Below are 13,502 nucleotides of genomic sequence, written 5' to 3'. Positions count from 1 at the left end.
TGGAGTGAAGGGCACCTTTGACCGGCTTACTCGGTCAAAGGTGCCCTTCACCTCTCATCCGAACCGGTTGTCAGGACGTGACGGCGCATTGGCCGCGGTCCGCGTGGGTCGGGCCCGCTGCGTTGGGGCGGACGTCGAAGTCGAAGATCGCCGCTGGTACGTAGAGCGTGCAGCAGGCGTTGGGGATGTCGACGATGCCGCTGATCCGTCCCTCGATGGGTGCCGATCCGAGCAGCAGGTAAGCCTGTTCGCCGGTGTAACCCCACTTCTTCAGGTACTCGATGCCGTTCAGGCAGGCTCGCCGGTAGGCCACCGTCGCGTCCATGTAGTGGTTCGTGTCCGTGTCGTGGTCCACCGAAATGCCCGAGAAGGACAGGAATTCCGAGTACCGCGGCTCGACGTTGCCCGGCATGAACAGCGGGTTGGTGGTCACGCCGTACTTCGCCATGCCGTCCTTGATCAGGTCGACGCGCAGGTCGATGAAGCCGCCCATCTCGATCGCACCGCAGAAGGTGATCTCGCCGTCGCCCTGGCTGAAGTGCAGATCGCCCATGGACAGCTTCGCGTTGTCGACGAAGACCGGGAAGAAGACCCGCGACCCGCGGGTGAAGTTCTTGATGTCCTGGTTTCCTCCGTTCTCGCGGGCCGGGACGGTCCGGGCACCTTCATTGGCGATCCGCTCCGCGTCACTGCCGTCGGCCTGACCGCACAGCGCGCCGGGCGGCGTGGGTGGCAGCCCCAGCGGCGGCACCCGGTCGGGATCGGTGTCGATGAGCGCCTGTTCCCGCCGGTTCCACCTGGCCAGCAGATCGGCCGAGGGAGCGGTCCCGATCAGGCCGGGGTGGGTGATGCCGGTGTAGCGGATCCCGGGGAGGTGCCGCGAGGTGCACTGCTGCCCGTGGAAGTCCCAGATCGCCTTGTAGGCGTCCGGGAAGTAGTCCGTCAGGAAGCCACCACCGTTGGCCTTGGCGAACACACCGGTGTAGCCCCAGCCCTGGCCGGAGACGTCGCCGACCTGCTGCGGGATCGGGCCCAGGTCGAGCAGGTCGACGATCAGGAGGTCACCGGGTTCGGCGCCCTCGACGCCGATGGGTCCGCTGAGCATGTGCGTGAGGTCCAGGTTGACGTCCCGGACGTCGTTGGCCGAATCGTTGTTGCCGAGTTGCGAGTCGGTCCAGTCGCGGCATTCGACGCGGAACTCCTGGCCGGGCCGAACCATGGCGGCCAGCGGGATGTCCGGATGCCACCGGTTGTGCCCGGGGATTGCCTGTTCGCGCATCGACTTCGACTGGTCGACGCTGAAGATCACTTCTGGCATGGGAGAACTCCTCACGGATGCGCAGGTCAGCGAGGTGTGGGCATGGCCCGAAAACCCCACCGAAAGCCCCGAAGCGACCACACGCCGGTGGTGATCAGCCACAGCGCGACGAACACGACGACGCCGAAGATGACCAGCGCCAACGCGATGGTGTTCGGGTTCTGCCAGTAACCGGTCATGATCAGGAAGGACGGAATCGCTCCGGTGACCCAGCCCTCGATCGCGGCCACCCAGCCGGTGTAGCGGGTGAGGCTTTCGATCTTGAGGCCGAGCAGCAGGAAGAACAGCAGCCACAGGAACGACCAGTACAGCCAGATCACCCCGAACGGGCTGTCGCCCAGCAGCCGGAAGTTCGCGAACGAATAACCGAGCGCCATGATCGCGACGAACAACGAGAACCAGCCGACACCGCTGCTGTCGAAGTCGCCGAGCAGACCGATTCCGACGTAGAGGTAGGTGAAGCCGAACAGGTAGATGCCCGATGCGCTGAGGATCGTGGCGGGATCCGAGAGGTTCGCCACGATCAGGATCGTCGGCGTGATCACCTGGAGCCCGCCGACGAAAACGTTGAACACGGCGATCGCTTTCGGATCGGCCTTGCCCAACAGCATCACGCCGTTGAGGAACAGCACGGCGCCGACGTACAGCAATCCCACGTATGCCACCGATGACACCTCCGGTGGAGTCCTTGCGTCCGTCAGGGGCGCGGGAGGCGGGACAGTGCCCGGTGCGGCTCGGGCCGCGGTTGTTCTCTCGGCACCTCCGCGACGACTTCCGGTTCCTCGCGGCCACGCTGCTCGCGGTCGAGCGCGGCACGAAGCCGCGCGGGCACGGTGCTGAGGTGGGGTGCGGAGAAAATCCTGCGGGCGGGCCGCGCGCATTCGGGACAGGCTCGTGAATCCGACGCCGTTCCCATCGGCTGATGCGTCTCGAAACGACCGCACCGCGGGCAGTCGTACTCGTAAGTCGCCATGGACCCTTCCCCCGGAGACCTGAGGCTCAGCTCGATCTCACCTTTGGGTACCGACGGGCGACAGCGCGGGTCGGCGCCCAAGTCGAGGAGACGCCGGGCGGCTCTGCGCTGTCAAGGGGAGGAATGCCCAGCATGATCGAGGTGTGCCGCCGCGAACAGCCTGTTGACCGCAAGTGCCGGTCTCGCTGATAATTCTCGCCCATAAGTGTGAACGCTTGTCGGAGGCGGTCACGACGCGCAAGCGACGCCGCCGACATGACCAGAGTGGGTGGCTACCCGTGCGTCCCCGACACGATTCCATCGGCCACGTCATCCTGACCGCGTGGATGTGCCCCGCATGCGACGTCGCCGGACGAACCGCGCCCGAGAACGAACCCGAGTGCTGGAACTGCGGCGGCCAGGTCATGGTCACCGCGCGCCCCGCAATCCCCGCAACCACCTTCCACACCGGCACCGGATCGGCAGCCGCCTCGTAGGTTCTCCCCGGCACGGCGGGGACAGCGGGCCATTTCGCGAGGAACACGATCGCACGTCCTTCCTCTCGGGCGACGACGACGGTTGGTTCGACGTCGTGATCGACATCGGAGCTCGGCGGGCCACCGGTGCTTGGCGCGGCGGGATCGTCGTCATCAGCAACGATGATGCCGGGCGAGGCCAGCCGATACCGCAGCGGGGTCGATCTGCCAGCACCCACCTGCACCAGATGTCGCCGCGTTGAAAAGAGTTCCGACAACCCCAGCGGATCGAGGTGAGGGGCACCCGTGCCCAAGTATGTTGGCTGAACTGCTCCCTGGGAGCCCCTCACCCCTGACTCCGCGCGACCTCGACGCAGGCGCGCAGCGAGTGCGCCGGGCGACTGAGAACCGGTTTGATTGATGTTGCATCGGGGTGCATAATTATCCGCATGACGGTACGAGTGGCTGTGGCCGGTGCGAGTGGCTACGCGGGTGGCGAACTGCTCCGCCTGCTCCTGTCGCACCCGGAAGTGGAAATCGGCGCGTTGACCGCGGGCGGCAACGCCGGGAGCACGCTCGGGCAACACCACCCGAACCTGCTGCCGCTGGCCGACCGCGTGCTCACCGACACCACGGCCGCCGAGCTCGCCGGGCACGACGTCGTCTTCCTCGCGCTCCCGCACGGCCACTCGGCGGCCATCGCCGCCGAACTCGGCGAGGACACCGTGGTCGTCGACTGCGGCGCCGACCACCGGCTGGGCGACCCCACCGACTGGGCCCGCTGGTACGGCGGCGAGCACCCCGGCACCTGGCCGTACGGCATCCCCGAGCTCCCCGGCGCCCGGGAACGGCTGCGCGGCGCCAAACGCGTCGCCGTCCCCGGCTGCTTCCCCACGGTGTCCTCGCTGGCGCTCGTCCCCGCGCTGGCGGCCGGACTCGTCGCGCCAGAAGTGGTCGTCGTCGCGGTCACCGGTACCTCCGGCGCCGGTCGGGCGCTCAAGCCGCACCTGCTCTCGGCCGAGGTGATGGGCTCCGCCAGCGTTTACGGCGTGGGCGGCGCGCACCGGCACACCCCGGAGCTGGTCCAGAACCTCACCGCCGCGGCTGGGGAGCCGGTGAAGGTGTCGTTCACCCCGGTGCTCGCGCCGATGCCGCGCGGCATCCTGGCGACCTGCTCGGCGCCGCTGCGTCCCGGCACGGACGCCGACACGGCCCGCAAGGCCTACCTCGACGCCTACGGCGACGAACCGTTCGTGCACGTGCTGCCCGAGGGGCACTGGCCGCAGACCTCCGCCACGCTCGGCGCGAACACCGTCCACCTGCAGCTGGCGGTCGATCCGGACGCCGAGCGGCTGATCATCGTCGGCGCCGAGGACAACCTCACCAAGGGCACCGCTGGTGGTGCCGTGCAGTGCATGAACCTCGCGGTCGGGCTGCCGGAGACCACCGGGTTGCCGACTGTGGGGCTGGCCCCGTGACCGCGCTCGAACTGCGGCTGCACGACGAGCCGTTGGCGGTCGGCATGGTTCCCGCGCACGTCGATTTCGGCCCGATCGGCACCGCGCCGATCCACGGCAGCCTCACCACCGAGGCGGGCCGCACCATCGTCTTCCCGTACCGCATGGCCGCCGAGACCGGACCCGAGGCGCGGATCGAGGGCCCGTTCCGGGCGCTGGAGGTCGACGGCCCGCTGGACTTCGCGCTGACCGGCATCCTGGCCGCACTGCTGGTGCCGCTGGCCGAGGCAGGGATCAGCGTTTTCACACTGTCCACATTCGACACCGACTGGATCCTGGTCCCGGCCGACGCGGCCGATGAAGCGGCCGCCGTGCTGGACGCCGCTGGACACACCGTGGCTATCGAGGTGGCGCCATGAACGACGATTTCGCGCTTCTCGCTCAGGTAAGCCTCTCGGGTGCGGGTGGCCCGCAAAATCCTGGTGCGGGTGGCTCGCAAAATCCTGGTGTGGGTGGCCCGCAAAATGCAGAGGAGAACCAATGAGCGTGACCGGACCTGCTGGCTTCCGGGCGGCTGGGATCGCCGCCGGGATCAAGGCCGGTGATGCGCGCGATCTCGCGCTCGTCGTCAACGACGGACCGCAGCAGGCCGCGGCCGGGGTGTTCACCACCAACAAGGTCAAGGCCGCCCCGGTGCTGTGGTCCCAGCAGGTGTTGCAGGAGCGCAAGCTGCACGCGGTGGTGCTCAACTCCGGCTGCGCCAACGCAGCCACCGGCCCGGAGGGCTTCCAGGACACCCACGCCACCGCCGAGAAGGTCGCCGACGTGCTCGGTGTCGGCGCCATCGAGGTGGCGGTCTGCTCCACCGGCCTGATCGGCGACCGGCTGCCGATGGACGCCCTGCTCGCCGGTGTCGACACCGCAGCCAAAGCGCTGGACGCGACCGACCAGGCCGGTCTCGACGCCGCCACCGCGGTGCTCACCACCGACACCAAACCCAAGCAGGCCTTCGGCAAGCACGCCGCGGGCTGGTCGGTCGGCGGATTCGCCAAGGGCGCCGGAATGCTCGCGCCGAACCTGGCCACCATGCTCAGCGTGCTCACCACCGACGCCGTGATCAGCGGCGACACCCTCGACGCAGCACTGCGCGCCGCCACCCGGGTCACCTTCGACCGGCTGGACGTCGACGGCGGTACCTCCACCAACGACACCGTGCTGGTGCTGGCCTCCGGCGCTTCTGGCGTCGAACCGTCCGAACAGGACTTCACCGAGCTGCTCACCGAGGTCTGCGCGGACCTCGTCCGGCAGTTGCAGGGCGACGCCGAAGGCGTGACCAAGACCATCGACATCACCGTCCGCGGCGCGGTAAGCGAGGCCGACGCGGTCGCGATCGGGCGCACCATCGCCGAGGACAACCTAGTCAAGACCGCGATGTTCGGCTCCGATCCGAACTGGGGCCGGATCGCGATGGCGCTCGGCCGGGTCGACGCCGAGATCGACGTGTCGCGCCTGGAGATCGCCACCAACGGCGTCACACTGTTCGCCGGGGGCACCAAAGCCCGCGACCGCGGCGAGGCCGACCTCTCCGGCCGCGAGATCGAGATCGTCGTGGACCTGCACCTCGGCGAGCACGCGGCGACCATCCTGACCACCGACCTGTCCCACGGCTACGTCGAAGAGAACAGCGCGTACTCGTCATGAGCCAGCACGAAACCAGCGACCGGCTGGCAACCGCGGCCGAGAAGGCCAGCGTCCTCGTCGAGGCACTGCCGTGGCTGCAGCGCTTCCACGGCGCGACCGTCGTGGTGAAGTACGGCGGCAACGCGATGATCGACGACGAGCTCAAACTCGCCTTCGCGCACGACATGGTGTTCCTGCGGCTGGCCGGGCTGCACCCGGTCGTGGTGCACGGCGGTGGCCCGCAGATCACCGCCATGCTCGACCGGCTCGGCATGCGAGGGGAGTTCCGCGGCGGTCTGCGGGTGACCTCCCCGGAAACCATGGACGTGGTGCGCATGGTGCTGGTCGGCCAGGTGGGGCGCGAACTGGTCGGCCTGATCAACAAGCACGGACCGTACGCGGTCGGCATGTCCGGTGAGGACGCCCGGCTGTTCACCGCCGAGCGGCGCACCGCCACGGTCGATGGCGAAGCCGTGGACGTCGGACTCGTGGGTGACGTCGCGTCGGTCAACGCCGACGCGGTGCTGGACCTCATCAGCGCCGGGCGCATCCCGGTCGTCTCGACCGTGGCCCCCGACGTCGACGGGGTCGTGCACAACGTCAACGCCGACACCGCCGCCGGGGCGCTGGCCGTTGCGCTCGGCGCGGAGAAGCTCGTGGTGCTCACCGATGTCGAGGGGCTCTACACGAACTGGCCGGACCGCTCTTCGCTGGTGTCCCGCCTGGATGTCGAGCAGCTGGCCGAACTGCTGCCCAGCCTGGCGTCCGGGATGGTCCCGAAGATGGAGGCCTGCCTGCGCGCGGTACGCGGCGGGGTGCCTCGGGCGCACGTCATCGACGGCCGCCTGGCGCACTCGGTGCTGCTGGAGGTGTTCACCAGCGCCGGAGTCGGCACGATGGTGCTGCCGGTGCTAGCAGAGGAGGGCGAGAACTGATGACCAGCAACGCCACGAGCAAGCAGCGCTGGCTTGCGTCCATGATGGACAACTACGGCACCCCGCAGCTGACCTTCGTCAGCGGTTCGGGCAGCGAGTTGACCGACGCCGACGGAAAGGTCTACCTGGACTTCGTCAGCGGCATCGCGGTGAACGCGCTCGGCCACGCGCACCCCGCGGTGGTGCGGGCGGTCTCCGAGCAGATCGGCAAGCTCGGCCACGTCTCCAACCTCTACGTGCACGAACTCGGCCTGAAGCTCGCCGAGCGGCTGCTCGACCTGGCCGGTGCGACCGGTCAGGGACGGGTGCTGTTCTGCAATTCCGGCGCCGAAGCCAACGAAGCCGCGTTCAAGATCGCGCGGCTGACCGGCCGGGCCAAACTCGTCGCCACCGACGGCGGTTTCCACGGCCGCACCATGGGCGCCCTCGCGCTGACCGGCCAGCCCGCCAAGCGGCAACCGTTCGCGCCGATGCCGCCCGGCGTGGTGCACGTGCCCTACGGCGACGTGGCCGCGTTGGAGTCCGAAGTGGACGACAACACCGCAGCGGTGTTCCTGGAACCGATCCAGGGCGAGAACGGCGTGATCGTGCCGCCCGAGGGCTACCTGCAGGCGGCGCGCGAGATCGCCACCCGCAACGGCGCGCTGCTGGTGCTGGACGAGGTGCAGACCGGCATCGGCCGCACCGGCTCGTGGTTCGCCTTCCAGCGCGCGGGTATCACGCCGGACGTGATCACGCTGGCCAAGGGCCTCGGCGGTGGCCTGCCGATCGGCGCCTGCATCGGCATCGGCGCCGCCGGTGACCTGCTGCACCCCGGTCAGCACGGCACCACCTTCGGCGGCAACCCGGTGGTCTGCGCGGCGGCACTCGCGGTGCTGGACACCATCGCCGCCGACGGCCTGCTCGAACACGTCGAGCGGGTGGGCAAAGACCTGGTCACCGGCCTGCAGGAGCTCGACCACCCGCTGATCGGCGAGGTGCGCGGCGCGGGCCTGCTCATCGCCATCGGCCTGACGGCGCCGGTATCGGCCAAACTCGCCGCGGCCGCGCAGGACGCCGGATTCCTGGTCAACCCGATCCAACCGGACGCCATCCGGCTCTGCCCGCCGCTGGTCGTGCGCCCCGAGCAGGTGCAGCGACTCGTCGCCGCCCTGCCCGCCCTGCTAGACGCCGCCAAGGAGAACCACTCATGACCCGGCACTTCCTCCGCGACGACGATCTCAGTCCCGACGAACAGACCGAGATCCTCGACCTCGCCGATCGGTTCAAGGCCGATCCGCTCGGTTACGACGAGTTGGCCGGACCCAAGTCGATCGCGGTGATCTTCGAGAAGAACTCGACCCGCACCCGGCTGTCCTTCGAGGTCGGCATCGCCCAGCTCGGCGGCCAGCCGATCGTGGTGGACGGGCGGATGATGCAGCTCGGCCGCGAGGAGACCATCGAGGACACCTCGCGGGTGCTGTCCCGCTACGTCCACGCCGTGGTGTGGCGGACCTTCGCGCAGGCCCGCATCGACGCATTGGCCTCGGTATCGGCCGTGCCGGTGATCAACGCGCTCACCGACGAGTTCCACCCCTGCCAGGTGCTCGCCGACCTGCAGACCATCCGGGAACGGCACGGCAAGCTCGCCGGGCTGACCATGACCTACCTCGGCGACGGCGCCAACAACATGGCGCACTCGCTGATGGTCGGCGGCGCCACCGCCGGGATGCACGTCCGCATCGGCGCGCCGGAAGGCTTCCGGCCGTTGGACTGGGTGCTGGAGGCGGCCACGAAGCGGGCCGCCGAGACCGGCGGCTCCGTGGAGCTGTTCTCCACCCCGGAGGCGGCGGTCGACGGCTCGGACGTGCTGGTCACCGACTGCTGGACGTCGATGGGGCAGGAGAACGACGGCAAGGACCGGGTCAGCCCGTTCTGGCCGTTCCAGATCAACGCCGAACTGCTGGCCGCCACCGGCAAACCCGACACCAGCGTGCTGCACTGCCTGCCCGCGCACCGCGGCATGGAGATCACCGACGAGGTCATCGACGGCCCGTCCAGCGCCGTGTTCGACGAGGCCGAGAACCGCCTGCACGCGCAGAAGGCGCTGCTGGCGTGGCTGGTGCGACGACGATGACGACCAGGGTCGCGCGGCAAGCCCGCATCATCGAACTGGTCGCCTCGACGGGCATCCGCAGCCAGACCGAACTGGCCAAGCTGCTCGCCGACGACGGCATCGAGGTCACCCAGGCGACGCTGTCCCGGGACCTCGACGAACTCGGTGCGGTCAAGCTGCGGGGCGCCGACGGCGGGGCGGCGGTCTACGTCATCCCCGAGGACGGCAGCCCGGTCCGCGGCGTGCAGGGCGGCACCTCGCGGCTGAGCCGACTGCTCGGCGAACTGCTCGTCGGTGCGGACGGGGCGGGCAACCTGACCGTGCTGCGCACCCCGCCGGGCGCGGCGCAGTTCCTGGCCAGCGCCATCGACCGGGCGTCGATGCCCGAAGTGGTGGGCTCCATCGCCGGGGACGACACCGTGATGATCGTCGCCCGCGAACCGCTCACCGGCCACCAGTTGGCCGACCGGTTCTCCGCCCTGGCCGCCGGTGGGCGACAATCCGAAGTGGACACGGCAGCAGCGATGTCCACAGTGGAAGAACATCGGCAGACGGCAGAGGAACAGGACGAAGCGTGACCGGGGCAGGCGATTTCGCGCGAAATCGTCCATTACCCGGATGACCGCACATTTCTCGCGAACCCTGCGCGAGCCGCAACGAACTGACACGACCGAGGGAACAACGTGACGCAGCAAGGCAGCGAGCCCACCAAGCTCTGGGGCGGCCGGTTCGCCTCCGGCCCGGCCGAGGCGATGGCCGCGCTGAGCCTGTCGACCCACTTCGACTGGCGCCTGGCGCCCTACGACATCGCCGGTTCGCGAGCCCACGCCCGCGTGCTGCACCGAGCCGGGCTGCTCACCGCCGACGAACTGGAGCGGATGCTGAGCGGGCTGGACGTGCTGGCCGCCGACGTCGAGGCGGGCGCCTTCCAGCCGGTGATCGACGACGAGGACGTGCACACCGCCCTCGAACGCGGCCTGCTGGAACGGGTCGGCCCGGAACTCGGCGGCAAGCTGCGCGCCGGTCGCTCTCGAAACGACCAGGTCGCCACGTTGTTCCGGATGTGGCTGCGGGACGCCACCCGCCGCGTGGTCTCCGGTCTGCTCGACGTCGTCGACGCCCTCGTATCCCAGGCCAGCGAGCACCCCGACGCGGTGCTGCCCGGCCGCACCCACCTGCAGCACGCGCAGCCGGTGCTGCTGGCGCACCACCTCCTCGCGCACTGCCAGGCGCTGCTGCGCGACGTCCAGCGCTTCCGCGACTGGGATGCCCGCGCCGCCTACTCGCCCTACGGCTCGGGAGCCCTGGCAGGCTCCTCGCTCGGGCTCGACCCGCAGGCCGTCGCCGCCGAGCTCGGCTTCACCGGTGCCGTCGACAACTCCATCGACGGCACCGCGTCGCGCGACTTCGCCGCCGAAGCGGCGTTCTGCCTCGCGATGCTGGGCGTGAACCTCTCCCGGATCGCCGAAGAGGTGATCATCTGGAACACCGCCGAATTCGGCTACGTGACGCTCGACGACGCCTGGGCGACCGGCAGTTCGATCATGCCGCAGAAGAAGAACCCGGACGTCGCCGAACTCGCCCGAGGCAAGTCCGGGCGGCTCATCGGCAACCTCAGCGGGCTGCTGGCCACGCTGAAGGCGCAGCCGCTGGCCTACAACCGCGACCTGCAGGAGGACAAGGAACCGGTCTTCGACTCCGTCGAGCAGCTGGAACTGCTGCTGCCCGCGATGGCGGGCATGCTCGCCACCCTGACCTTCCACACCGAACGGTTGGCCGAGCTCGCGCCCGCCGGATTCACCCTCGCCACCGACATCGCGGAATGGCTGGTGCGCCAGGGAATTCCGTTCCGGGTCGCGCACGAGGCGTCCGGGGAGTGCGTGCGCACCGCCGAGGCCCGCGGCGTCGGACTGGAGGCCCTGACCGACGCGGAACTGGCCGCCGCCCACCCCGCGCTGACCCCGGAGGTGCGCGAGGTGCTCACCGTCGAAGGCTCGATCGCCTCTCGCGACGCGCACGGCGGCACCGCCCCGAACAGGGTCGCTGAGCAGCGCGAACGCATTGCGGCCGCGTTGCGGGAACATCGCGAGTGGCTGTCTAAGTGATCACGGTTCGGCCACGACCGGTAGTGTCATGCAGGTGAGTCAGGTGACACGCGACGAACTAGCCGGTGACCCGCTGTGGGTGGCGCGCCGGTTGCTCGGCTGCGAGCTGCGCTCGACGAGCCCGCAGGGCGAGGTCGCTGTGCGCCTGGTGGAGGTGGAGGCCTACCGTGGCATGGACGACCCGGCATCGCACTGCTACCGGGGGCGCACCGAACGCAACGCCGTGATGTTCGGCCCGGCCGGGCACCTCTACGTCTACTTCGTCTACGGGATGCACTTCTGCATGAACGTGGTGTGCCTGACCGACGGAGTCCCCGGGGCCGTGCTGCTGCGCGCCGGTGAGATCACCACCGGCCTGGAGCTCGCCCGCACCAGGCGCCCCGCGGTTCGCAAGGACACCCAGCTGGGCAGCGGCCCGGCCCGGCTGGCCGGGGTCCTGGGCATCACCCGGGACCACAACGGGATCGACCTCACCAACTCGACGTCGCCGATCCGGCTCCACAACGGCACACCGGTCGGTGAGGACGACATCCGCAGCGGGCCCCGCGTCGGGGTGGCCGCCGCGATGGACCTGCCCTGGCGGACCTGGGTGGACGGCTCCTCGGCCGTCAGCTCCTACCGACGCGGCGGTCGCCGCCGCATCCAGGCCCGGGCGTAAACGCGGTTGCGGGGATGCGCGAAACTGAACTGCGTGAGCGAGCACATCCTTGACGAGCTGACCTGGCGCGGGCTGATCGCGCAGTCCACCGATCTCGACTCGCTGCGGCGAGACCTGGACGACGGGCCGCTCACGCTCTATGCCGGTTTCGACCCGACCGCGCCCAGCCTGCACGCCGGATCCCTGGTCCCGATCCTGACCCTGCGCCGCTTCCAGCAGGCCGGGCACCGGCCGGTGGTGCTCGCCGGTGGCGCCACCGGCCTGATCGGCGATCCGCGCGACGTCGGTGAGCGCAACCTGCACGACGAGAACACCGTGCTGGAGTGGACCGACAAGATCCGCGCGCAGCTGTCCGCGTTCGTCGACTTCGACGACTCGCCGACCGGCGCGATCATGGAGAACAACGCGCGCTGGACCGCTGAGCTGTCGGTCACGGCATTCCTGCGGGACGTCGGCAAGCACTTCTCGATCAACACCATGCTGGCCCGCGAGACCGTCAAGCGGCGGCTGGAATCCGACGGCATGTCCTACACCGAGTTCAGCTACATGCTGTTGCAGGCCAACGACTACTTGCAGCTGAACCGGCGCTACGGCACCCGGCTGCAGCTCGGCGGCTCCGACCAGTGGGGCAACATCATCGCCGGTGTCGACCTGGTCAGGAAGCAGGAGGGGGCCGCAGTGCACGCGCTGACCCTCCCGCTGGTCACCGATGCCGACGGCAAGAAGTTCGGCAAGTCCACCGGCGGCGGCAACGTGTGGCTGGACCCGACGATGACCACGCCGTACGCCTGGTACCAGTACTTCGTCAACGCCGCGGACGCCGACGTGCCGAAGTACCTGCGGCTGTTCACCTTCCTGGATCGCGACGAGATCGAGGAGCTGGAGAAGACCACGGCCGAGCGCCCCCAGCTGAGGGCTGGTCAGCGCAAACTCGCCGAGGAGCTGACCACCCTGGTGCACGGCGCGGACCAGACCCGCAAGGTCGTCGCGGCCAGCCAGGCGCTGTTCGGCCGCGGCGAGATCGCCGAGCTCGACGAACCGACCCTGGACGCCGCGATGGCCGCGGTGCCGACCGCGGAAGTCCGGCTCGCCGACGGCCCGACCGTGGTCGACCTGCTCGTGGAGACCGGCCTAGCGGCTGGCAGGGGAGCGGCGCGGCGCACCATCAAAGAGGGCGGCGCGTACGTCAACAACGAGAAAATCGCAGATGAGGAGTGGTCTCCGAACACCGACGATCTGCTGCACGGTCGATGGTTGGTAATTCGCCGTGGCAAGCGTCACACTGCGGGTGTTCGGGTCGTGCACTAGCTTGAATTCAGCACCGGAAAGGGGCATTGACCAGCGCGTTAGCTCCCTTCCGGGGTTGAGTTGAGCTGATTTGACTCGGCGTTGATCAGAGCGTAAATTACTTCGAGTCAGCGCGGAACGGGCCTGAAACGGACCGGGCACTGACACGGGGTCGCGAACCAAGCTCCTGCCTCTAGGTGGTAGAGTGGGTGCCCTGATCGGAAATCGAAGAAAAACCCTGCGGGCCTCGTCGTCCGCGGATGCGGTTTCCACTCAGATCTTTGATGAAAACAGTGCTTGGCTGTGGCCGAGTGGAATAGTGAGCCGGAATTTCGGTGGTGATCCGGTGGGGTGACCCCCCTGGTGAGACCGAAAAAAGGGCCTGCTACTCTGGTCAACAGCAAAAGCGCGAAGAGGGAAATGCTCCCCTGAGCTTCAATCCTGGTGGGTTGGGTGATGGTGTGGGTGTGTTCTTTGAGAACTCAACAGTGGACTGTTTTGGTTAGTGTTCTTGTATGCCCCCGATCATGCAGGTTTTG

General features: G+C 68.9%; 14 protein-coding genes. 11 read left to right on the top strand and 3 right to left on the bottom strand.

The window, feature by feature from the left end:
* Nucleotides 1-70: 70 nt before the first annotated feature.
* Genes fmdA through ACTWQN_RS27040 form a run of 3 tightly spaced genes read right to left on the bottom strand, consistent with a single transcriptional unit; the run spans nucleotide 71 to nucleotide 2,291 of the window.
* The gene (gene fmdA / locus ACTWQN_RS27050) at nucleotides 71-1,318 is read right to left on the bottom strand and encodes a formamidase (protein ID WP_443206396.1); all 1,248 of its coding nucleotides are present in this window, start codon (nucleotides 1,316-1,318) and stop codon (nucleotides 71-73) included.
* A gap of 26 nt (nucleotides 1,319-1,344) precedes the next feature.
* Nucleotides 1,345-1,983: an AmiS/UreI family transporter gene (locus ACTWQN_RS27045; RefSeq protein ID WP_443206395.1), complete on the bottom strand. Its 639-nt coding sequence runs from the start codon at nucleotides 1,981-1,983 to the stop codon at nucleotides 1,345-1,347.
* A 32-nt stretch (nucleotides 1,984-2,015) separates the two neighbouring features.
* Nucleotides 2,016-2,291, bottom strand: a complete 276-nt coding sequence (locus ACTWQN_RS27040; RefSeq protein WP_443206394.1) for an FmdB family zinc ribbon protein — start codon at nucleotides 2,289-2,291, stop codon at nucleotides 2,016-2,018.
* Between the two features lie 904 nt (nucleotides 2,292-3,195).
* On the opposite strand from ACTWQN_RS27040, the gene argC reads away from it, so the two are divergent.
* The 11 genes from argC to tyrS all read left to right on the top strand — a co-directional run bounded on the left by argC (nucleotide 3,196) and on the right by tyrS (nucleotide 12,984).
* Nucleotides 3,196-4,224 carry an N-acetyl-gamma-glutamyl-phosphate reductase gene (argC, locus tag ACTWQN_RS27035; protein ID WP_443206393.1) on the top strand — a complete coding sequence of 343 codons (1,029 nt, stop codon included), beginning with the start codon at nucleotides 3,196-3,198 and terminating at the stop codon, nucleotides 4,222-4,224.
* On the top strand, nucleotides 4,221-4,622 hold the full coding sequence (locus ACTWQN_RS27030; protein ID WP_443206392.1) for an ACT domain-containing protein: 402 nt from the start codon (nucleotides 4,221-4,223) through the stop codon (nucleotides 4,620-4,622). The genes argC and ACTWQN_RS27030 overlap by 4 nt, the downstream gene beginning before the upstream one ends.
* Complete coding sequence (locus ACTWQN_RS27025) at nucleotides 4,619-4,747, top strand: hypothetical protein (protein WP_443206391.1); 129 nt, start codon at nucleotides 4,619-4,621, stop codon at nucleotides 4,745-4,747. Before ACTWQN_RS27030 ends, ACTWQN_RS27025 begins: the two co-directional genes overlap by 4 nt.
* Nucleotides 4,744-5,904, top strand: coding sequence for a bifunctional glutamate N-acetyltransferase/amino-acid acetyltransferase ArgJ (gene argJ / locus ACTWQN_RS27020; protein WP_443206390.1), 1,161 nt, complete (start codon nucleotides 4,744-4,746; stop codon nucleotides 5,902-5,904). Before ACTWQN_RS27025 ends, argJ begins: the two co-directional genes overlap by 4 nt.
* On the top strand, nucleotides 5,901-6,818 hold the full coding sequence (gene argB / locus ACTWQN_RS27015; protein ID WP_443206389.1) for an acetylglutamate kinase: 918 nt from the start codon (nucleotides 5,901-5,903) through the stop codon (nucleotides 6,816-6,818). Before argJ ends, argB begins: the two co-directional genes overlap by 4 nt.
* Nucleotides 6,818-8,011 (top strand): acetylornithine transaminase, encoded by a 1,194-nt coding sequence (locus ACTWQN_RS27010; protein WP_443206388.1) that lies wholly within the window; start codon nucleotides 6,818-6,820, stop codon nucleotides 8,009-8,011. The genes argB and ACTWQN_RS27010 overlap by 1 nt, the downstream gene beginning before the upstream one ends.
* Nucleotides 8,008-8,934 carry an ornithine carbamoyltransferase gene (gene argF, locus ACTWQN_RS27005; protein ID WP_443206387.1) on the top strand — a complete coding sequence of 309 codons (927 nt, stop codon included), beginning with the start codon at nucleotides 8,008-8,010 and terminating at the stop codon, nucleotides 8,932-8,934. Before ACTWQN_RS27010 ends, argF begins: the two co-directional genes overlap by 4 nt.
* On the top strand, nucleotides 8,931-9,491 hold the full coding sequence (locus ACTWQN_RS27000; RefSeq protein WP_443206386.1) for an arginine repressor: 561 nt from the start codon (nucleotides 8,931-8,933) through the stop codon (nucleotides 9,489-9,491). The genes argF and ACTWQN_RS27000 overlap by 4 nt, the downstream gene beginning before the upstream one ends.
* 105 nt (nucleotides 9,492-9,596) lie before the next feature.
* Nucleotides 9,597-11,018 (top strand): argininosuccinate lyase, encoded by a 1,422-nt coding sequence (argH, locus tag ACTWQN_RS26995; protein ID WP_443206385.1) that lies wholly within the window; start codon nucleotides 9,597-9,599, stop codon nucleotides 11,016-11,018.
* A 28-nt stretch (nucleotides 11,019-11,046) separates the two neighbouring features.
* Nucleotides 11,047-11,676 carry a DNA-3-methyladenine glycosylase gene (locus tag ACTWQN_RS26990; RefSeq protein ID WP_443206384.1) on the top strand — a complete coding sequence of 210 codons (630 nt, stop codon included), beginning with the start codon at nucleotides 11,047-11,049 and terminating at the stop codon, nucleotides 11,674-11,676.
* A gap of 33 nt (nucleotides 11,677-11,709) precedes the next feature.
* On the top strand, nucleotides 11,710-12,984 hold the full coding sequence (gene tyrS, locus ACTWQN_RS26985) for a tyrosine--tRNA ligase (protein WP_443206383.1): 1,275 nt from the start codon (nucleotides 11,710-11,712) through the stop codon (nucleotides 12,982-12,984).
* Nucleotides 12,985-13,502 lie beyond the last annotated feature (518 nt).

Origin of the sequence: Saccharopolyspora antiqui, from assembly GCF_052246905.1 — a bacterium.
Lineage (GTDB): Bacteria > Actinomycetota > Actinomycetes > Mycobacteriales > Pseudonocardiaceae > Saccharopolyspora.
Note: the sequence above shows the minus strand (reverse complement) of the source record. Positions and strands in the feature narration are given on the sequence as shown.